The organism is Streptomyces sp. NPDC002564, from assembly GCF_042889645.1.
Classification (GTDB): domain Bacteria; phylum Actinomycetota; class Actinomycetes; order Streptomycetales; family Streptomycetaceae; genus Streptomyces.
This window is the reverse complement of the sequence record NZ_JBIARE010000001.1, coordinates 1413865-1434007: the sequence shown is the minus strand read 5'-3', so window position 1 is coordinate 1434007 and position 20143 is coordinate 1413865. Positions and strand designations below refer to the sequence as shown.

The window sequence follows — 20143 nt, the reverse complement described above, 5'->3', positions numbered from 1 at the left end:
GCCGCGCACGGCCGCGGCGGCCTCAGCTGTCGAAGCCGAGGCCCAGCTTGTCCATCGTCTTGAGCCAGAGGTTGCGCTTTCCGCCGTTGGCGTCGGAGCGGGCGAGCGACCACTTGGTGAGCGCGACGCCGGTCCAGGCGAACGGCTCGGGCGGGAAGGGCAGCGGCTTCGTGCGGACCATCTCCAGGTCCGTACGCTCCGTGGGCTCCCCGGCCAGCAGGTCCAGCATCACGTCGGCGCCGAACCGGGTGGCCCCGACCCCGAGGCCGGTGTAGCCGGCCGCGTAGGCGACGCGCCCCTTGTGGGCCGTGCCGAAGAACGCCGAGAAGCGCGAGCACGTGTCGATCGCGCCGCCCCAGGCATGCGTGAAGCGGACGCCCTCCAGCTGCGGGAAGCAGGTGAAGAAGTGGCCCGCGAGCTTCGCGTACGTCTCGGGGCGGTCGTCGTACTCCGCGCGCACCTTCCCGCCGAACGGATAGATCGCGTCGTAGCCGCCCCACAGGATGCGGTTGTCGGCGGACAGCCGGAAGTAGTGGAACTGGTTCGCGCTGTCGCCCAGGCCCTGGCGGTTCTTCCAGCCGATCGAGGCGAGCTGCCCGTCGGTCAGCGGCTCGGTCATCAGCGCGTAGTCGTAGACCGGGACGGTGTACGGGCGCAGCCGCTTGACCAGCGAGGGGAAGATGTTCGTGGCGAGCGCGACCTGGCGGGCGAAGACCCGGCCGTAGGGCGTGCGGACCGCCATCCCCGCCCCCGCGGCGGCCAGTTCGAGGGCGGGCGTGTGCTCGTAGAAGCGCACGCCCTTCTCCAGGCAGGCCCGCTTCAGGCCCCACGCCAGCTTCGCCGGGTTGAGCAGGGCGACGCCGTCGCGGTCCCAGAGGCCGCCGAGGAAGGTCGGCGAGTCGACGTGCTCGCGCAGGGCGTCCGCGTCGAGCAGCTCGGCGCCGCCGGCCAGGCCGTGCTCGGCCATCTCCGCGTACATCTCGCGCAGTTCGGCCAGCTGGTGCGGTTCGGTGGCGACGTCGATCTCGCCGGTGCGCTCGAAGTCGCAGTCGATGGAGTAGCGCTTGACGGCCGCCTCGATCTCGTCGAGATTGCGGGCGCCGAGCTCCTCCAGCTTCTCGATCTCGCCGGGCCAGCGGGCCAGGCCGTTGGCGATGCCGTGGGTGAGGGAGGCGGCGCAGAAGCCGCCGTTGCGGCCGGAGGCGGCCCAGCCCGCCTCGCGGCCCTCGACCAGGACGACCTCGCGCCGCGGGTCGCGCTCCTTGGCGATGAGCGCGGTCCACAGCCCGCTGTACCCGCCGCCGACGACCAGGAGGTCGCAGCGGTCGTCGCCGGTGAGCGCGGGTTCGGGGGCGGGCCTGCCGGGGTCGTCCAGCCAGTACGAGACCGGCCGGGCGTCGGAGAGGGACTTGGTCCAACGGGTCATGGCGCTTGGGGCCATGATTTCCACTCCTTCAGAAAAACGGTGAGAGCGTCAGTTCGCTTGCTTGTTCCGGCGTTTGCCGATGAGCATTCCGGAGAGTACGAGAAGGACGGCGACGAGGAACATCGCCGTGCCGATCACATTGATCTGAACGGGCGTACCCCGCTGCGCGGATCCCCAGACGAACATGGGGAAGGTCACAGTCGAGCCCGCATTGAAATTCGTGATGATGAAGTCGTCGAAGGAGAGCGCGAAGGCGAGCAGCGCGCCCGCCGCGATGCCCGGCGCCGCGATCGGCAGGGTCACCCGCAGGAAGGTCTGCACGGGACCGGCGTAGAGGTCCTGCGCGGCCTGTTCCAGGCGCGGGTCCATCGACATGACGCGCGCCTTGACGGCGGTCACCACGAAGCTGAGGCAGAACATGATGTGGGCGATCAGGACCGTCCAGAAGCCGAGCTGCGCGCCCATGTTCAGGAAGAGCGTGAGCAGCGAGGCGGCCATGACGACCTCGGGCATCGCCATCGGCAGGAAGATCAGCGAGTTCACGGCGCCGCGGGCGCGGAACCGGTAGCGCACCAGCGCGAAGGCGATCATCGTGCCGAGGACGGTCGCGCCGATGGTCGCCCAGGTGGCGATCTGCAGGCTCAGCGAGAGCGAGCCGCACATGTCGGCGACCCCGCACGGATTCTTCCACGCGTCGAGCGAGAACTCCTGCCAGGAGTAATTGAAGCGCCCCTTCGGTTTGTTGAAGGAGAACACCGTCACGACGACGTTCGGAAGGAGCAGATAGGCGAGCGTCAAAAGGCCCGCGATGACGACGAGATGGCGCCGCAGCCAGCGTACAAGGGCCATCAGACGAGATCCTCCGTCCCCGACTTGCGGATGTAGAAGGTCACCATGAAGAGAATGGCGGCCATGAGGATGAAGGACAGCGCCGCGGCCGTCGGGTAGTCCAGGATGCGCAGGAACTGCGTCTGGATGACGTTGCCGACCATGCGGGTGTCGGTGGAGCCGAGCAGGTCGGCGTTCACGTAGTCGCCCGCCGCCGGGATGAAGGTCAGCAGCGTGCCGGAGACGACGCCCGGCATGGAGAGCGGGAAGGTCACCTTGCGGAAGGTGGTGGACGGCCTGGCGTACAGGTCGCCCGCGGCCTCGTGCAGCCGGCCGTCGATGCGCTCCAGCGAGGTGTAGAGCGGCAGGATCATGAACGGCAGGAAGTTGTACGTGAGTCCGCAGATCACCGCGAGGGGCGTGGCGAGGACCCGGTCGCCGTCGGTGACCCCGAGCCAGCTGGTGACGTCCAGGACGTGCAGCGAGTTGAGGGCGCCGACCACCGGACCGCCGTCCGCGAGGATCGTCTTCCAGGCGAGCGTCCGGATCAGGAAGCTGGTGAAGAACGGCGCGATGACCAGGACGAGGATGACGTTGCGCCAGCGGCCCGCGCGGAAGGCGATCAGATACGCCAGCGGGTAGCCGAGCAGCAGGCACAGGATTGTGGCGGCGCCCGCGTAGAGCACCGAGCGCAGGAACTGCGGCCAGTAGTCGGTGAGCGCGTCCCAGTAGGTGGCGAAGTGCCAGGTGACCTTGAAGCCCTCTTCGAGGGAGCCGGTCTGCACGGAGGTCGACGCCTGGTAGACCAGCGGCAGCGCGAAGAAGACGACGAGCCAGAGGATGCCGGGCAGCAGCAGCCAGTAGGGGACGAGGCGGCCGCGCCTGCGGGGCCTGCGCGGCGCGGGGTCCTCGGGGGCGGGCGCCTGCGGCGGTGGTGCGTCGGTCACGGTCGTCATGCGGAGGTGTCCTCCTCGACCTTCTCGACGCCCGCCTCGACGTCCTGGGCGGCGTCCAGGCCGAAGGTGTGCGCCGGGTTCCAGTGCAGGACGACCTCGGTGCCCGGGGTGAGGCGGCCGTCCCGCTCGATGTTCTGCGCGTACACCTCGAAGGAGTCGCACTGCGGGCTGTCCACGACGTACTGCGTGGAGACGCCGATGAAGCTGCTGTCGGCGATGCGGCCCGTGATGCGGTTGCGGCCCGCGGGGATCTGCCCGGCGTCGTCCGCGTGCGTGAGGGAGATCTTCTCCGGCCGTATGCCGGCGAGGACCTTGCCGCCGGTCGCGGTGGGGGCCGTACATCGGGCGCGGGGCAGCGTGAGCTTGCAGTCGCCGGCCTTCAGGACCAGGTCGTCGCCGCTGGCCGCGCTGATCTCGGCCTCGATGAAGTTGGAGGTGCCCAGGAAGTTGGCGACGAAGGTGGTGCGCGGGTTCTCGTAGAGGTCGGCGGGGGCGCCGAGCTGCTCGACACGGCCGCCGTTCATCACGGCCACCGAGTCGGCCATGGTCATGGCCTCCTCCTGGTCGTGCGTGACGTGCACGAAGGTGATGCCGACCTCGGTCTGGATGCGCTTGAGCTCCAGCTGCATCTGGCGGCGCAGCTTCAGGTCGAGCGCGCCGAGCGGCTCGTCGAGCAGCAGCACCTTGGGGGTGTTGATCAGGGCGCGGGCGACGGCGACGCGCTGCTGCTGGCCGCCGGAGAGCTGGTGCGGCTTCTTGCGGGCCTGTTCACCGAGCTGGACGAGGTCGAGCATCTCGCCGACCTGCTTCTTCACGGACTTGATGCCGCGCCGGCGCAGGCCGAAGGCGACGTTCTCGAAGATGTCCAGGTGCGGGAAGAGCGCGTACGACTGGAAGACGGTGTTGACCGGCCGCTTGTACGGCGGCAGCGCCGTGACGTCCTGGTCACCGAGGTGGACCGTCCCCGAGCTCGGCTCCTCCAGGCCCGCGATCATGCGGAGCGTGGTGGTCTTTCCGCACCCGGACGCCCCGAGCAGCGCGAAGAAGGAGCCCTGGGGCACGGTGAGGTCCAGCGGGTGCACGGCGGTGAAGGAGCCGTACGTCTTGCTGATCCCGCTGAGGCGGACGTCGCCGCCGGATTCTTGAGAAGAGGTCATGGTGGGTCCAGGGGAAGTCGAGGGGGAACAGGTGGGCCCCTTCAGGGGCGCGGGGAACTGCGCGAGCAACCACGACGGAGCCGCGGACGGATCCACGGCGCAGCGGCCTACGCCCCCGTCAGCTTCGCGAACTTCTCTTCGTACGCGGTCTCTTCCTTCGGCGTCAGCGAGCGGAACGCCCGCGACTTCGCCTTCATCTCCTTGTCGGGGATGATCAGCGGGTTCGACGCGGCCTCGGCGTCGATCTTCGCGAGCTCGTCCCGCACCCCGTCCACCGGGCACACGTAGTTGATGTACGCGGCGAGGCGGGCCGCCGGCTTCGGCTCGTAGTAGTAGTCGATGAGCCGTTCGGCGTTGCGCTTGTGGCGCGCCTTGTTGGGGACGAGCAGGTTGTCCGTGGACGTGATGTAGCCCTGCTCGGGGATGTGGAAGTCGACGTCGGGGCTGTCCGCCTGGAGCTGCACGATGTCGCCGGCCCAGCCGAGGCAGGCGGCGATGTCGCCCTTGGCGAGGTCCGAGGTGTAGTCGTTGCCGGTGAAGCGGCGTATCTGCTTCTTGTCGACGGCCTTCTGCAGGCGGGCGATCGCCGCGTCGAAGTCGTCGTCGCTGAAGTCCGCGGGGTCCTTGCCCATGTCGATGAGCGTCATGCCGACGGTGTCGCGCATCTCGGAGAGGAACCCGACGCGCCCCTTCAGCTTCGGGTCGTCGAGGAGCTGGGAGACCGAGGTGATCTTCTTCCCGCCGGTCGCCTTCTTGTTGTACGCGATGACGGTGGAGATGCCCGTCCAGGGATACGAGTAGGCGCGGCCCGGGTCCCAGTCGGGGTCGCGGAACTGGGAGGAGAGGTTGGTGTAGGCGTGCGGCAGGTTGGCCGGGTCCAGTTTCTGGACCCAGCCGAAGCGGATGAGCCGGGCCGCCAGCCAGTCCGTCACGCAGATCAGGTCACGCCCGGTGTCCTGGCCCGCGGCGAGCTGCGGTTTCACCTTCCCGAAGAACTCGACGTTGTCGTTGATGTCCTCGGTGTACTTGACCGAGATCCCGGTGCGCCGCGTGAACGCGGCCAGGGTGGGCCGCCGGTTCTTGTCCTTCTCGTCGACGTCCATGTACTCGGTCCAGTTGGAGAAGGCGATGCGCTTCTCCTTGGCCGAGTGGTCCTCGGACGAGACCTCTCCCTTGTCCTTGCCCGCCGCGGGGATGCCGCAGGCGCTCAGCGCCCCGAGCCCGCCGAACGCGAGCGCGCCCCCCGTGGAGGCGCGCAGCACGGTGCGTCGGGTCGGGGCCAGGGGCCTGCCGCCGCGCAGGCTGCGGTGCATGGCGGCCAGTTGGGCCGGGGACAGGCTGTCGGGCTCGTACTGCTCCATGCTCGTGGTTGCCCTTCCGGGAAGGCGGCCGCTGGTCGGGCGGCCTGGTGACGACGTGGCTGCTGACTATCGGTCCCCGAAGATCGTGCGGTGCCAGTCCTTGCGGACCACCGCGGTGTTGTCGAACATGACGTGCTTCACCTGCGTGTACTCCTCGAACGAGTACGCAGACATGTCCTTCCCGTACCCCGACGCCTTGTAGCCGCCGTGCGGCATCTCGCTGAGGATCGGGATGTGGTCGTTGACCCATACGCACCCGGCCTTGATCTCGCGGGTGGCGCGGTTGGCGCGGAACACGTCGCGGCTCCAGGCGGAGGCGGCGAGCCCGTAGGGGGTGTCGTTGGCGAGCCGGATGCCCTCGTCGTCGGAGTCGAAGGGCAGCACGACGAGCACCGGGCCGAAGATCTCGGACTGCACGATCTCGCTGTCCTGCGCGGCGTCCGCGATCAGGGTGGGCTTGTAGTACGCGCCGGGGTGCCGGAGCGCCTCGCCGCCGGTGACCACGCGCGCGGAGGAGCGGGCCCGGTCGACGAAGCCGGCGACGCGGTCGCGGTGCGCGTGCGAGATGAGCGGCCCCATGTCGGTGCTCGGGTCGAACGGGTCGCCGAGACGCACACCGGCCATGAGGTCGGCGACGCCCTGCACGAAGGCGTCGTACAGCGGACGCTGCACGTACGCGCGCGTGGCGGCCGTGCAGTCCTGCCCGGAGTTGATGAGCGCGCCGGCGACCGCGCCGTGCACGGCGGCGTCGAGGTCGGCGTCGTCGAACACGACGAACGGCGCCTTGCCGCCGAGCTCCAGGTGGAGCCGCTTGACGGTGGCGGTGGCGATCTCGGCGACGCGCTTGCCGACGCCGGTGGACCCGGTGAAGGACGTCATGGCGACGTCGGGGTGGCCCACGAGGTGCTCGCCGGCCTCCTTGCCCGCGCCCGAGACGATGTTGAGGACACCGTCGGGGATGCCGGCCTCGGTGGCGGCCCGCGCGAAGAGGAGCGAGGTGAAGGGGGTGAGCTCGGCGGGCTTGAGCACGATGGTGTTGCCCGCGGCGATCGCCGGCAGGACCTTCCAGGCGGCCATCTGGAGCGGGTAGTTCCAGGGCGCGATGGAGCCGACGACGCCGATGGGCTCGCGGCGTACGTACGAGGTGTGGTCGCCGGTGTACTCACCGGCCGACTGGCCCTGCAGGTGCCGGGCCGCGCCCGCGAAGAAGGCGGCGTTGTCGACGGTGCCGGGCACGTCGAACTCGCGGCTCAGCTTGATCGGCTTGCCGCACTGCAGCGACTCGGCCTGCGCGAACTCCTCGGCGCGCTCGGCGAGGACGCCCGCGAAGCGGTGCAGGGCGTCCGAGCGCTCGCCCGGGGTGGCGCCCGCCCAGCCGGGGAAGGCCTCGGCCGCCGCGGCGACGGCGGCGTCGACGTCGTCTCTTCCGGCGAGCTCGTACGAGTAGACCTCGTCGCCGGTGGCCGGGTCGACGACCGCGTGGGTGCTGCCCGACGTCCCCTTGGTCAGCCGCCCGGCGATGTACTGCGCGCCGTCCGCGAAGTGGTCCTGCGCCTGGAAGTTGTGCATGACGCTCTCCTCCGCCGTCCTCCCCGTCCCGGGGGTCGGCGTAGCTCCAGATCGATTTGAGTGCCGATCCTGGCAGAGGGGAGGTAGTCCAACAAGTGATTCCGTAGTTGCCTTTTGGTTACGCGACGGAATCTGTCGACCAGGTGTCGAGTCGTCCTGGAAAACCCAGGACGGTGTGTCAGTGGTGCGTGCCAGACTCGCGTGCATGACGAAGATCGACATCGGTTCGGTGCGGTCGGCACAGGCGCTGGTCCGTGCGGTGGACGCGGGCGGGACGGTGAAGTACCTGCCCTTCTGGGGCCACGCGCCGCGCCGGGACGGCACCCTGGGCCGCAGCTGCCTCAGCCAGTGGTGGCCCGCCCCCTTCACCGCCGACGGCGTCGTGTACGCGACCGCCGAGCACTGGATGATGGCCGCCAAGGCCCGCCTCTTCGACGACCCGGAGGCGGCGCGGGCGGCCCTCGCGGCGCGCACGCCCGCCGAGGCGAAGACCGCGGGGCGGCTGGTCCGGGGCTTCGATCAGGCGGTATGGGAGCGGGAGCGGTTCGGGATCGTGGTCCGGGGCAGCGTCCACAAATTCACGTCGGACCCCGCGCTGCGGGATTTCCTGCTGGGCACGGGAGAGCGCGTCCTGGTGGAGGCGAGCCCCGTCGACCGCATCTGGGGCGTCGGCCTCGCCCCCGACGACCCCCACGCCGAGTCCCCCGCGCACTGGCGCGGGACGAACCTCCTGGGCTTCGCCCTGATGGAGGCGAGGGCGCGGATCGCGGGGGCGGCGCAGGGCTGACGGGGCCGCCCGCTCCCTAGACCAGGGAGGCCCCCGCCACGGGAACCGGTGCCCCGCCGAGGCCGGCCGCCGAGGGGTCGTCCGGCACCACCAGCAGGATCACGAGCACCACCACCGCGAGCGCCACGCCCACCGCGCCACAGATCATCCCGGCGAGGGCCTGGCCGCCGTTCGTCGCCGCACCCCGCCGCGCCTTGCGCCGCCCCACGGCACCGAAGATCACCGCGAGGATGCCGAGAACGATCGCCAGCGGCCACAGGCAGAAGACGACGGCCGCGACGATGCCGAGGACGAGCCCGGCGACACCCATGCCGTTCGCGGGCGCCACGGGCATCGCGGACCACCCGTACCCCGGCGGTCCGGCGGGCCCGCCCTGCGGATACCCCGGGTACCCCACGGGCCCCCCGGGCCCCGGATATCCGTACCCGTACCCCTGCGGCAGCTCCCCCGGCCCGTCCGGCGAGATCGGAGGCGGCGGCACGGGCTCCCCGGGCGCGGCGAAGGGGTTGCCGCCCGCGTAGGACGCGTAGGACGCCGGAGCACCGGGATACGCCTGAGGACCGGGAAACGCGTCAGGACCGTAGGACGCCTGAGGACCGTAGGGCGCCTGAGGGGCGTAGGACGGGTAAGAGCCGTGCGGCGCCTGCGGACCGTAAAACGGGTGAGAGCCGTGCGGCGCCTGCGGACCGTGCGGCAGGTCGGAGCCGTGAGCAGCCTGCGGACCGTACGACGCGTCGGAGCCGTGCGGCGCCTGCGGGCCGTGAGACAGGTGAGAGCCGTGAGCCGTTTGCGGGCCGCGCGGCTTGCCCGCCGTCCCGTCCTCCCCGGGCGGCGCCCAGGGATCCCGCTCCTCCGGCGCCCCCGCCCCGGACACGCCACCCCCACCGGACACACCCTCGTCCTCAGGCTTCGTGGACATGACGGGTCACCTCTTTCGTACGTTCCGTCATGCTACGGCCCCCGCTTTGCCCGCGCCGACCGCCGCCTACGATGATCCCCGACCCACCGATCAGCCGATCAAGCCCGTTCCTGGGGAGGAAACCGTGACCGAGCAGCAGCAGACCGCAGCCGCGACGACCGCAGAACCGCGCGCCGGCGACCCGCACGCCTTCATCGCCGGACTGCCCAAGGCGGAACTGCACGTGCACCACGTCGGCTCGGCCTCCCCCCGCATCGTCTCCGAGCTGGCCGCCCGGCACCCCGACTCGGCGGTGCCGACGGACCCGGAGGCGCTCGCCGACTACTTCACGTTCACGGACTTCGCGCACTTCATCCAGGTGTACCTCTCCGTCGTCGACCTGATCCGCACCCCGGACGACGTACGGCTGCTCACCTACGAGGTGGCCCGCGACATGGCGCGGCAGAACGTCCGCTACGCCGAGCTGACCATCACCCCCTTCTCCTCGGTGAGTCGCGGCATCGACGACCGCGCGTTCATGGACGCCATCGAGGACGCCCGCACGGCGGCCGAGAAGGAGTTCGGCACCGTACTGCGCTGGTGCTTCGACATCCCCGGCGAGGCGGGACTCGTCGCGGCGGAGGAGACCGTGCGGCTGGCCACCACCGACAAGCTGCGCCCCGAGGGCCTGGTCTCCTTCGGGCTCGGCGGCCCGGAGATCGGCGTGCCCCGCCCGCAGTTCAAGCCCTACTTCGACCGGGCCGTCGCGGCGGGCCTGCACTCCGTCCCGCACGCGGGCGAGACCACGGGCCCCGAGACCGTGTGGGACGCCCTGACCCACCTGCGGGCCGAGCGCATCGGCCACGGCACCACCGCGGCGCAGGACCCGAAGCTGCTCGCCCACCTCGCCGAGCACCGCATCCCGCTGGAGGTCTGCCCGACCTCGAACATCGCGACCCGCGCGGTCCGCACCCTCGACGAGCACCCGATCAGGCAGTTCGTCGAGGCCGGGGTGCTCGTGACGGTCAACTCCGACGACCCGCCGATGTTCGGCACCGACCTGAACAACGAGTACGCGGTCGCGGCCCGCCTGCTCGGCCTGGACGAGCGGGGCATCGCGGCCCTCGCGAAGAACGCCGTCGAGGCGTCCTTCCTCGACCCGGCGGGCAAGGCGCGGATCGCCGCCGAGATCGACACGTACACGGAGACCTGGCTCGCCCCGTAGGCACGGCACCACAATGGGCCCATGCACACCGTTACTGCCGTGGCCCACCGAGGCGACCCCTACCGCGTCCGCGAGAACACGATTCCGTCCCTGCGCTCCGCGCTCGACCGGGGCGCGGACGCGGTGGAGGTCGACGTCCGCCTGAGCCGCGACGGCGTCCCCGTGCTGCTGCACGACGAGACGCTCGAGCGCCTGTGGGGGTACGCGCGTCCGCTCGCCGCGCTGTCCGCCGCCGAGGTCGCGGGCCTCACCGCGGACGGCGTGCCGACGCTCGAAGCGGCCCTGCGCGCGACGGAGGGGCACCGGCTGATGATCGACCTGCCGGGCGCGGCGTTCGAGGACGTGCGCACGGTCGTCGGGGTCGTCGCGGAGTGCGGCGCGGCGGAGCGCGTGTACTACTGCGCGGGCGGACCGGCCATGCTCGCCGTACGCGAGGCCGATCCGGCCGCGGAGATCGCGCTCACCTGGACGACCCTCGCCCCGCCCCGCCCGGTCCTGCTCGACGCGGTCAAGCCGCGCTGGCTCAACTACCGCTTCCCGCTGGTCGACCGCGACCTGGCCGTCGAGGTGCACCGCCAGGGCCTGCTGGTCTCCGCCTGGACCCCGGACACCCGCCGCTCGATGCGCCGCCTGCTCGACGCGGGCGTCGACTCGATCACCACGAACCGCGTCGACGTCCTGCACACCCTGCGCGCTCCCGCCTGAGGCAGCTGAGAGCCGCGTGACTCTTCGCGCAGCTCAGGGGCGGTGGACCAGCGAGCTTTCCGTAGGCCGTTGCGCCTTGTACTTTCGTGCGAGCACGTAGTTGTTCGTGTGGTGTGTGCGACGGGGGAGTTCGGCATGGCGGGACATCGACCACGGGACTGGCATGTCCTTGACCTGGACAAGGATCCGACGCCGGGTGATCCGCACCGGGTGCGGTCGTTGGCGAAGAATCTGCACGACTTCTCCGACGACGTCGGCCGGGTGCTGCGGGACATCAAGGGGATGGCGGGCGAGGACGCCATCCTGAAGTGGGCGGGCAAGACCGCGGACGCCTTCACCGAGAAGTTCCAGGACGCCCCCGACAAGCTGAAGAAGCTCAAGAAGAGCTACGAGATGGCCGGCGACGCACTGGCCGCCTACTGGCCCGAACTGGAACGCGCCCAGACCCTGGCCGACAAAGCCCTGGTCAAGGGCCGCGAGGCCCGCGCCGACCTCAGGAGCGCCACCTCCCGGCTGTCCTCGGCCGACTCCTGGATGGAGCGCGCGGGCAAGGAAGCCGACAAGTACAAGGACAAGCCCGGCAAGGACGTCCCCCCACCCGACCAGGACAAGGTCAAGGCCGCCACCCGCAACGCCACCTCCGCCGAGAAGGCCCAGAAGTCCGCACAGCAAGACGTCGACTCCGCCAAGAGCGCGCTGGAGGCGGCCAAGAAGATGGCCGCCGATGCCCGCACGATGCGTGAGGACGCCGCGGGCACCGCCCGGCGCAAGATCGACGAAGCCTCCGACGCGGGCATCAGGAACCGCAAGTGGTGGGAGGAGATCGGCGACTGGGTCACCGACAACTGGGACTCCATCGTCGCCGTCTGCAAGGTCGTCGTCGCCGTCGTCGGCGTCATCGCGATGATCGTCGGCGGCCCCATCCTCGCCGCCATCGTCATCGTCGCCGGCGCCATCGTCCTCGCCGACACATTGAGCAAATACGCCAAAGGCCAGGCCACGTTGATGGACGTGGCCTTCGCCGCCATGGACTGCATACCCGGCGCCAAGGGCATCACCACCGCGGCCAAACTCGCCAAGGGCATGAAGGGGATGAAGGGCCTCAAGGGCATGGCCAAGGGCCTGAAGAACGGCCTGCGGCGGGGCGCGGACGACGTGGCGACCAGCAAGCCCGCCAAGGGCCGCTGCAAGAACGGCGACCCCATCGACATGGCGTCCGGCGAGATGATCATGGAGAAGACCGATGTCGAACTGCCCGGCCTCCTCCCGCTGATCCTGCGCCGCACCCACCTGTCGAGCTACTTCTCGGGCCGCTGGTTCGGCCCGTCCTGGGCCTCGACCCTGGACGAGCGCCTCGAACTCGACCACGAGGGTGCCCTGTTCGCCACCGAGGACGGCATGATCCTGCAGTACCCGGTGCCCGCACCGGGCACCTCGGTCCTGCCCTCGGCGGGTCCGCGCCTGGCACTGGACTGGGACGGCGCCCCCGGCGCGCCCATCCGCGTCACCGACCCGACCACCGGCCTCACCCGCCACTTCGCGCCGACCGCCAGGGCCACGGCCGCCGACGAGGCGTTCACCATGCCGCTCGTCGCCGTCTCGGACCGCAACGGCCACCGCGTCGACATCGACCGGGACGCCGACGGAACCCCGGTGGCGGTGCGCCACTCCGGGGGCTACCACGTCGACGTGGAGGTGGCGCACGGCCGGGTCACCGCACTGCGCCTGCGCACCGGCGGGGACCGGCCGAACGGCATCACGCTGGTCCGGTACCGCTACGACGCCGACGGCCACCTCAGCGAAGTCCTCGACTCCCACGCGCTGTCCTTCGTGCTCACCTACGACGAACACGCCCGTGTCACCTCCTGGACCGACCGCAACGGACACTGGTTCCGCTTCGGCTACGACACCGACGACCGCTGTGTGCGCGGCGAGGGCACCGGCAACTCCCTGAGCTGCGTCATCGACTACGACACCGATGCACGGGTCACCCGCTACACGGACTCGCTCGGGCACACCACCGAGTACCACTTCGACGAGCGGCTGCATCTCGCCCGGGTCGTGGGCCCGTCGGGCTACGCCGTGCACACCGAGCACGACCGCCACGGCAGGCTGCTGTCCCGCACCGACGAGCTGGGCCGCACCACCCGCTTCACCCTCGACGCGCACGGCCAGCCGCTGCGCATGGACCGCCCGGACGGAACCGCCGTCCAGGTGGAGTACGCCGAAGGTCTCCTGCCGGTCGCCGTGACGGAGGCCGACGGGTCCCGCTGGGAGTGCACGTACGACGACCGGGGCAATCTGCTGACCAGCACCGACCCGCTGGGCGCGGTGAGTTCGTACGGCTATGACGCACACGGCAACCGCGTCACCGAGACGGACGCGCTGGGCAACACGTTCCGGTTCGAGAACGACGGGGCCGGGCTGCCGGTCCGGGTCGTCGACCCGCGCGGCAGCTCCGTCACCGTCCGCAGGGACCCGTGCGGCCGGATCATCCACATCGACGACCCGGTCGGCGGGTCCGTCCGGCAGGCCTGGACCCCGGAAGGGCGGCTGCTGTGGCGCGAGCGCGCCGACGGCTCCGGCGAGACCTGGTCCTACGACGCCGAGGGCAACGTCACCGAGCACCGCGACGCGGCCGGCGCCACCACCTCGTACGAGTACGGCACCTTCGACCTGCCCAGCGCGCGGACCGACCCGGACGGCACCCGCTACCTGTTCACCCACGACACCGAACTCCGGCTCACCGCGGTGACCAATCCGCACGGCGACGTGTGGAGCTACCGGTACGACGAGGCGGGCACCCTGTCCGGCGAGACGGACTTCGACGGCCGTGCCCTCGCCTATGCCTACGACCCGACGGGCCGCGAGGTCGAACGGCGCCTCGACACCGGTCAGTCGGTGACCCTGACCCGGGACCTGGCGGGCCGCGTGATCGCCTCACGCACCGGCGACGGCGAGCTCACCTCGCTGAGCTACGACTCGGGCGGCCGGCTGCTGACGGCCACGGGTCCGCGCGGCACGGTCGCCTACGGCTACGACGCGGTGGGCCGGATCCTCACCGAGAGCGTCGACGGCCGCACCGTCACCAGTGTCTACGACGCGCTGGGGCAGCGGGTGCGCAGGACGACGCCCTCCGGCACCACCTCGCACTGGTCGTACGACGCCGCGGGGCTGCCCGCCTCCCTCGCCACCGCCGGCGGCACGCTGGCCTTCACCCACGACGCGGCGGGCCGGGAGACCGCACGGACCCTGGGGGACCGCGCCACCCTGACGCAGTCCTGGGACGCGGGCCACCGCCTCGTCGCACAGGTCATCCGGTCCGGTGTGTCCGAGGACGGCGCGGCCGTCCGGCAGGCCCGCTCGTACGCCTACCGCGCGGACGGCCTCCTGACCGGCATCAAGGATCTCCTGGGCGGCACACGCAGGTTCGACCTCGACCGCGCGGGCCGCGCCACCCGGGTGTCGGCCGGGACATGGACCGAGTCGTACGCCTACGACGCCCTCGGCAACCTCACCTCCGCCGAACACCCGGCCCCCGGCGGCGCGGACGCACAGGGCCCGGCGCACCACTCCGGCACCAGGGTCACCTCGGCGGGCCGCACCAGGTACGAGCACGACGAGCAGGGCCGCGTGGTCCGTGCGGTCCGGCGGACGCTGTCGGGCCTGCGCCGGATCTGGACGTACACGTGGGACGCCGAGGACCGGCTCACCGAGGCCGCCACACCGGACCGCGGCACCTGGCGCTACCGCTACGACGCCCTGGGCAGGCGCACCGCCAAGTTCCGTCTGGGCGAGGACGGGTCGGTCGCCGACGAGACCCTCTTCACCTGGGACGGTGCCAACCTCGCGGAGCGCCAGACGCTCCGGGACGGCGTCGTGGAGGCCGACACCTGGGAGTGGGAGCCGGGCGGCCACCGGGCCGCGGCACAAGTGCGGAGCAGGTGGCGGACCGCCGATCCGGACGCGGTCGACCGGCGGTTCTACGCGATCGTCACCGACCTGGTCGGCACGCCCAGCGAGCTCGTGGACGAGGACGGCGCGATCGCCTGGCGGGCCGCCACCACCCTGTGGGGCCGGCCCCTGTCCGGCGCGGACGACGGCCTGTGCCCGCTGGCCTTTCCCGGGCAGTACCGGGACCCGGAAACGGGCCTGCACTACAACGTGGCCCGCTACTACGACCCGGACACCGCGAGCTACCTCTCCCCCGACCCGCTCGGTCTGGCTCCCGCCCCCAACCACCACGCCTACGTCGACAACCCGTTCCGCTGGAGCGACCCGCTCGGCCTGGAGGGCGAGCCGACCCGCGTCTACGACGACTCGGAGTACAGCAAGCACGGCTCGGGGTCGAGCTCCGGGGCGAAGGGCGAGGTCAGCCGGGCGCCGTCGAACGGTCAGGGCGCGCTGGACCGCTCCATCGACATGGACCCGAACAACCCCAACGTCACGCGGCGCCTGGGCGTGGACCATGTCAACAACGAGATCGTGGTCCTCGACCGGCACCGGGAGATCACCGACAAGAACGGCAAGGTCGTCAAGGAGATCTACCATGGTCACGTGCAGTCCTCGTACCCGTCGAAGAGCGTCACCCAGGGCGATCTGACCAAGCTGAAGAAGGCGGGCATGATCGACAACCTGAAGAAGCAGCGGGTGCTGCCGCCCCCGCCCCCGCCGCGCTGCGACGGCTGAGAGACGGCGATGACATCCGAGTACGACTGGCAGAGCGGCGAGGGCCTGACCCGCATCGACGACCCGGCCGAGGTGGACGCCGCCTTCGCACGCGGTGAGGACCACCTGGGCACGGCGGTGATCGGGCTGGCCTTCCATTGCCCGCTGGCGGAGGTGTCCCCCCGGATCCTGCGGGCGATGCGGTTGCCGGATTCCGCGCAGCGCGGATTCGCGTTCACCGCGGCGGGGACCGCGGCACGGCTCAACGGCGCGCTGACCCCTGAGCTGTATGCGGCGCTGCGCGCCGAGGGCCACGGCGGCGTCGCCCAGAACGCCATCGACGACGTCCTCACCTTCGTGCCGTTCCGCTCGCTGCCGCGGTGGTTCAAGTGGCGGTGGCTGGTGGCCACGGTGCGCGACAAGCTGGAGGGCTGGTGGCTGCGCTCGGCCGACGTGCTGGGCGACGCCCGGGACGCGGTGCGCCGACGCCGCTCCTGAACAGCGGCTCCGCTGCGGCTACAACCCGGCCAGCGCGTTCCACCGCTTCGCGAACTCCGTCCGCTCCTTCGACGTGATGTCGCGGGCGATGACGAGCCGCTTGCGCATCGCGTCGTCGGGGAAGATCAGCGGGTCCTCGGCGAGCGACGCGAGGTCCTTGTCCTTGGAGGAGGCGAGGATGTCGCGGGCGGCCGGGACCGGGCAGACGTAGTTGACCCAGGCGGCCAGCTCGGCCGCGACCTCGGGCTCGTAGTAGTAGTCGATGAGCTGCTCGGCGTTCCGCTTGTGGCGGGCCAGGTTGGGGATCATCAGGGACTCCGCCCAGAGCTCGCCGCCCTCCTCGGGGACGACGAACTCGATGTCGGGGTCGTCCGCCTGGAGCTGGATGACGTCGCCGCTGTAGGCCTGGCAGGCCAGGACGTCGCCGCTGGAGAGGTCCTTGATGTAGTCGTTGCCGGTGAAGCGGCGGATGTGGTGGGAGTTCACCTTCTTCTCGACCTCGTCGCACATCCGGTGGAAGTCGTCGGCCGTCCATTTGGTGATGTCGACGCCGTCCCCCTGGAGGAGCAGCGCGAACGCCTCGTCGAGGCCGGACAGCAGGGTGACGCGGCCCTTGAGGTCGTCCGCCCACAGGTCGGAGACGTGCTTGATCTCGCGGCCGACCCTGCGCTTGTTGTACGCGATGCCGGTGATGCCCGACTGCCAGGGCACGGTGTACTTGCGGCCCGGGTCGAAGTGCGGCGAACGCAGCTGCGGGTCCAGGTACTTGGTGATGTTCGGCTGGCGCGAGCGGTCCATCTCCTGGACCCAGCCGAGCCGGACGAAGCGCGCGCACATCCAGTCGCTGATGACGATGAGGTCCCGGCCGGTCTCCTGGTGGTTCATCAGGGACGGGCTGATCTTGCCGAAGAACTCGTCGTTGTCGTTGATCTCCTCCGTGTAGCGGACGTCGATGCCGGTCCGCTTCTCGAAGGCGTCGAGGGAGGGGCGCTTCGTCTTGTCCTTGTCGTCGGTGTCGATGTAGAGCGGCCAGTTGGCGAAGGCCAGCTTCTTGTCGCGCCGGGACCGGTCCCCGGCGGACCGCTCCCCCGGCGCGATGTACGCGGCGGGCACCCCGCAGCCCGCGAGCGTACCGACGGCCGCACCGCCGCCCAGGGCGCGCAGCAGGGAACGGCGGGACACGGAGGAGGCCAGGGGGCCCGGGGGGTTCGCTCGCACCCCGGCAGCATGCGCCCGGGCGCGGGCCCGCGGCAATGGACGCAGCGTCGAGCCCCGCCTTCTGGACCCGACACCCTGTCGATCGGCGTCGGTCAGCCGCGCCCGGCGGGGGCCGGCTCCAGCCACCCCGCCAGGTCCCCCGCGGTGACGAGGTCCAGCGGCGCGGCGTCGACCGGTCCGGGGTAGAGGCGGTAGGCCGTGCCGGACGCGGCACTCTCCGCGCCCGCCAACTCCCCGTGCAGCAGCGCGAGAAGGGCGCGCCGCCCGGCGAGCTCCGGCTCGGCGCGCAGCGTGTCCGGCTCCCAGCCGTCCCGGACGCGCAGCGCGAAGTCGGCGCGCGGCTCGTCCGGGGCGCGGCGGTAGCCCCACAGGACGTGGCCGCGGCCGCGCACGTACACCTCGCCGTCGGTGCGGGCGGCCGCCGTCCAGCAGGCCAGGTCCCACAGGGTGGCGCGGCCGCACGGCTGGAAGGTGTCGAGGAGGTCGTGGCCCGTGCGCGCGATCCGGCGCCGGTAGCGCGCCACGTCGTGGCGGAAGCCCGTCGTGGCGAGGGTGACGTCCGTCCACCACGCGCGCCGGGTGCGCAGGTCGAGGATCATCGGCATGGTCACCTTCGCTTCGCCCGTGAGGTCGAAGCGCTGGCGGACCGTGCGCGGGTCGTAGACGGCACGCTTCTCGCCCTCGACGGCCATGAACCCCGCGAAGGCGTCGGGGAGTTCGTCGAAGGGCACGTCGTTGTACGAGAGGACCGCGGGCACCACGAACCGCACGCCGGCGCCCGCCAGCCGCGGCAGGTCGAGGTCGAGGTACTCGGTGGCGCCGTGCGGGGCGGGCGCGGAGGTCAGGTCGCCGGAGTGCCGGGCCGCGCCGCCCGCGTACTCCAGGAGCGTGTAGTCGCACAGGCCGACGAACCGCCACAGGTCGTCGTAGAGCGCGACGGACAGGTCGAGGTCGACGCAGGTGCCGCGGGGCTGCGTCCAGTGCAGGAAGAGGCGGACGGTCGTGCCGTCCCCGGGCACCGGCAGGGAGCTGCCGCGCGGGACGGCGACCAGCGAGGCCGCCGAGGCGCGCTCGGCGGAGGGGACGGGCAGGTCGGCGAGCGAGGCGTCCAGGACGGCCACGTCGTACCGCTCGTCCGTCCGCTCGGACAGGCGCCGCACGGCCTCCGCCCCGATCAGCTCCCCGGCGCGGCCCGCGACCCGGGCGGGCAGCGGCGGCCGGTGGTCCTCGACGGCGTACGCCTGGGTGATGCGCCCGCGCGGGAAGAAGACGCGGCGGTGCCCGGGCACGGAACGCACCTTCATGCGTCCGTACGCGCCGAGCAGCGGGCCGGGTCCGGTGTGCGGCAGGGCGGCGGCGAGCGCCTCGGCCACCGGTTCCGGCAGGGTCGTCGCGCCGGAGCGGGCGAGCAGCAGGTCGAGGCGGCGCAGGAGTTCGCCGGGGCGCTCGCCCAGGAGGCGGGCGGCGGCCGGGGTGTCCCAGCGGCCGAGGGCCTCCTCGACGCGTGTCTGCCAGGTGCGCAGGCGCAGCCGGTCGCCGACGAGGCGCACGCCGGGGTGGTGGGCGGCCTCGGCGAGCAGCACCTCGCCGAGCGCGCCGCCGTCGACGCGCGTGCGGCGCAGGACGGCGAAGGCGAGCGCCACGCGCGGGTGCCGGTGGGCCTGCTCGAAGGGGTGCAGGAGCTCGCCGACCCGCTGCCACGCGCGCGGGTGGCGTGCCATGTCCTCCGCGAGGCGCAGGAAGTCCAGTCCGTCGAGCAGGTCGAGCAGTGCGCGGCGCTCCGGCCGGGCGAGGCCCCGCAGGCGGGTGGGTGCGAGCAGGTCGGGGTCGCCGCCGGAGCGCACGACGAGGATCCGCAGCACGTCCGTGGCGGTGTCCGCGTACCGCGCGAGCAGGGGCCGGAGGGCGGGCAGGGCGAGGAGCGGGGCGAGGGCGAGGGCCTTGCTCTCGCGCAGCGGGACGGCGGCGGGCAGCCAGTCGGCGGCGTCGGCCGGGTCCAGGCGCCCGAGGAGCAGGACCAGGTCGTCGTGGTCCTCGGGGTTGAGGGGCGTGCGGCGGGCGAGCAGCGCGGTGAGTTCGGCGGCGGCGTCGCCGGGCGTGCCCAGGCGCAGGGTGCGCAGGACCGGGCCGCCGTCGCCGTCGGCGCCGTAAACCGGTTCGATCCACGGGTCGGTGGGCCCGTCCGTCTCGTACCGGCCGTCGCAGACCGGGCAGGAGTACCAGCCGCAGCAGTCCTCGCAGCAGCCGTCGAGCCGTCCGACGCAGCCCTCGCAGAGCAGGTGGGCGCAGGGCGTGAGCGCGCGGACCCGGCGGTCCGCGGTACCGCAGGCCATGCAGGGCTGGTGGGGCTGGGCGGCGAGGTGGGCGACGATCGCCGAGGTGTAGCGGTGGTGGGCCCGCTGGTGGACGGCCTGCTGCGGGAAGTTCTGGAAGAGCGGGGCGTGGTGGCGGTCGGCGCCGAGCAGGGCGTCGATGTCGGCGAGCAGGCGCAGTCCCGTCTCGCGCAGGCGGCGGACGGACAGCGTGGTGAGCGCGCGGCGCAGCGGGGCGGTCAGCAGGTGGCCGCGGTCGGCGAGTTCGGCTTCGAGGACGACCACGGCGGCGTCGGTCACGGCGGTCCGTCCGGGGCCCTCGGGCACGTGCACGCTCTGCCGGCGGCGCAGCAGCAGCCCTGTCAGGTCGTCGGCCGTCGTCGTCTTCATCAGGTCCCACCCCCGTAGGTACGCGAAGGCGGGGGCGGGAAGTGGGTGCGCTACGGATCTTTTAGCAGAAGAAGGAAGAAGGAAGCACACCGCGGAGCCGCCCCCGCGTACGCAACGGTACGCGGGGGCGGATGGCGCGTCACAC

At 71.8% G+C, this 20143-nt stretch carries 14 protein-coding genes; 5 read left to right on the top strand and 9 right to left on the bottom strand.

Features of this window, described 5'->3' with window-relative positions; translation table 11 throughout:
* Positions 1-22: 22 nt before the first annotated feature.
* The 6 genes from ACFYXE_RS06560 to ACFYXE_RS06535 all read right to left on the bottom strand — a co-directional run bounded on the left by ACFYXE_RS06560 (position 23) and on the right by ACFYXE_RS06535 (position 7297).
* Positions 23-1441, bottom strand: a complete 1419-nt coding sequence (locus tag ACFYXE_RS06560; protein ID WP_389309336.1) for an NAD(P)/FAD-dependent oxidoreductase — start codon at positions 1439-1441, stop codon at positions 23-25.
* Between the two features lie 33 nt (positions 1442-1474).
* Positions 1475-2275 carry an ABC transporter permease gene (locus ACFYXE_RS06555; protein WP_361178695.1) on the bottom strand — a complete coding sequence of 267 codons (801 nt, stop codon included), beginning with the start codon at positions 2273-2275 and terminating at the stop codon, positions 1475-1477.
* Positions 2275-3210 (bottom strand): ABC transporter permease, encoded by a 936-nt coding sequence (locus ACFYXE_RS06550; RefSeq protein WP_389309332.1) that lies wholly within the window; start codon positions 3208-3210, stop codon positions 2275-2277. Before ACFYXE_RS06550 ends, ACFYXE_RS06555 begins: the two co-directional genes overlap by 1 nt.
* Entirely contained in the window at positions 3207-4367 is a 1161-nt protein-coding gene (locus tag ACFYXE_RS06545) for an ABC transporter ATP-binding protein (RefSeq protein ID WP_361178689.1), read from the bottom strand. The genes ACFYXE_RS06550 and ACFYXE_RS06545 overlap by 4 nt, the downstream gene beginning before the upstream one ends.
* Before the next feature lie 107 nt (positions 4368-4474).
* Positions 4475-5728, bottom strand: a complete 1254-nt coding sequence (locus ACFYXE_RS06540; RefSeq protein ID WP_389309328.1) for a spermidine/putrescine ABC transporter substrate-binding protein — start codon at positions 5726-5728, stop codon at positions 4475-4477.
* A gap of 66 nt (positions 5729-5794) precedes the next feature.
* On the bottom strand, positions 5795-7297 hold the full coding sequence (locus ACFYXE_RS06535; protein WP_389309325.1) for a gamma-aminobutyraldehyde dehydrogenase: 1503 nt from the start codon (positions 7295-7297) through the stop codon (positions 5795-5797).
* Between the two features lie 205 nt (positions 7298-7502).
* Between ACFYXE_RS06535 and ACFYXE_RS06530 the strand changes: the two genes are divergently transcribed.
* Complete coding sequence (locus ACFYXE_RS06530) at positions 7503-8084, top strand: NADAR family protein (RefSeq protein ID WP_389309323.1); 582 nt, start codon at positions 7503-7505, stop codon at positions 8082-8084.
* A gap of 16 nt (positions 8085-8100) precedes the next feature.
* Here the strand turns inward: ACFYXE_RS06530 and ACFYXE_RS06525 are convergent, their stop codons facing one another.
* Positions 8101-8418 (bottom strand): DUF4190 domain-containing protein, encoded by a 318-nt coding sequence (locus ACFYXE_RS06525; RefSeq protein WP_389309320.1) that lies wholly within the window; start codon positions 8416-8418, stop codon positions 8101-8103.
* Positions 8419-9127: 709 nt separating this feature from the next.
* Here ACFYXE_RS06525 and ACFYXE_RS06520 point away from each other — a divergent pair.
* The 4 genes from ACFYXE_RS06520 (at position 9128) to ACFYXE_RS06505 (ending at position 16078) form a co-directional block, all read left to right on the top strand.
* Positions 9128-10207, top strand: a complete 1080-nt coding sequence (locus tag ACFYXE_RS06520) for an adenosine deaminase (protein WP_389309317.1) — start codon at positions 9128-9130, stop codon at positions 10205-10207.
* 21 nt (positions 10208-10228) lie between these two features.
* Complete coding sequence (locus ACFYXE_RS06515; protein ID WP_389309314.1) at positions 10229-10912, top strand: glycerophosphodiester phosphodiesterase; 684 nt, start codon at positions 10229-10231, stop codon at positions 10910-10912.
* A 135-nt stretch (positions 10913-11047) separates the two neighbouring features.
* Positions 11048-15601, top strand: coding sequence for a DUF6531 domain-containing protein (locus ACFYXE_RS06510; RefSeq protein ID WP_389309311.1), 4554 nt, complete (start codon positions 11048-11050; stop codon positions 15599-15601).
* A gap of 9 nt (positions 15602-15610) precedes the next feature.
* On the top strand, positions 15611-16078 hold the full coding sequence (locus ACFYXE_RS06505; RefSeq protein ID WP_389309309.1) for a hypothetical protein: 468 nt from the start codon (positions 15611-15613) through the stop codon (positions 16076-16078).
* A gap of 18 nt (positions 16079-16096) precedes the next feature.
* On the opposite strand, the gene ACFYXE_RS06500 is transcribed toward ACFYXE_RS06505, so the two are convergent.
* Positions 16097-17260 (bottom strand): extracellular solute-binding protein, encoded by a 1164-nt coding sequence (locus ACFYXE_RS06500; RefSeq protein WP_361172561.1) that lies wholly within the window; start codon positions 17258-17260, stop codon positions 16097-16099.
* A gap of 128 nt (positions 17261-17388) precedes the next feature.
* On the bottom strand, positions 17389-19998 hold the full coding sequence (locus ACFYXE_RS06495; RefSeq protein WP_389309306.1) for an MXAN_6230/SCO0854 family RING domain-containing protein: 2610 nt from the start codon (positions 19996-19998) through the stop codon (positions 17389-17391).
* Between the last annotated feature and the right edge of the window lie 145 nt (positions 19999-20143).

Excerpts from the sequence above, each read along its gene's own strand:
- ACFYXE_RS06560 (WP_389309336.1), bottom strand. The coding sequence starts at position 1,441 with ATGGCCCCAAGCGCCATGACCCGTTGGACCAAGTCCCTCTCCGACGCC.
- ACFYXE_RS06555 (WP_361178695.1), bottom strand. The coding sequence starts at position 2,275 with ATGGCCCTTGTACGCTGGCTGCGGCGCCATCTCGTCGTCATCGCGGGC.
- ACFYXE_RS06550 (WP_389309332.1), bottom strand. The coding sequence starts at position 3,210 with ATGACGACCGTGACCGACGCACCACCGCCGCAGGCGCCCGCCCCCGAG.
- ACFYXE_RS06545 (WP_361178689.1), bottom strand. The coding sequence starts at position 4,367 with ATGACCTCTTCTCAAGAATCCGGCGGCGACGTCCGCCTCAGCGGGATC.
- ACFYXE_RS06540 (WP_389309328.1), bottom strand. The coding sequence starts at position 5,728 with ATGGAGCAGTACGAGCCCGACAGCCTGTCCCCGGCCCAACTGGCCGCC.
- ACFYXE_RS06535 (WP_389309325.1), bottom strand. The coding sequence starts at position 7,297 with ATGCACAACTTCCAGGCGCAGGACCACTTCGCGGACGGCGCGCAGTAC.
- ACFYXE_RS06530 (WP_389309323.1), top strand. The coding sequence starts at position 7,503 with ATGACGAAGATCGACATCGGTTCGGTGCGGTCGGCACAGGCGCTGGTC.
- ACFYXE_RS06525 (WP_389309320.1), bottom strand. The coding sequence starts at position 8,418 with ATGCCCGTGGCGCCCGCGAACGGCATGGGTGTCGCCGGGCTCGTCCTC.
- ACFYXE_RS06515 (WP_389309314.1), top strand. The coding sequence starts at position 10,229 with ATGCACACCGTTACTGCCGTGGCCCACCGAGGCGACCCCTACCGCGTC.
- ACFYXE_RS06510 (WP_389309311.1), top strand. The coding sequence starts at position 11,048 with ATGGCGGGACATCGACCACGGGACTGGCATGTCCTTGACCTGGACAAG.
- ACFYXE_RS06505 (WP_389309309.1), top strand. The coding sequence starts at position 15,611 with ATGACATCCGAGTACGACTGGCAGAGCGGCGAGGGCCTGACCCGCATC.
- ACFYXE_RS06495 (WP_389309306.1), bottom strand. The coding sequence starts at position 19,998 with ATGAAGACGACGACGGCCGACGACCTGACAGGGCTGCTGCTGCGCCGC.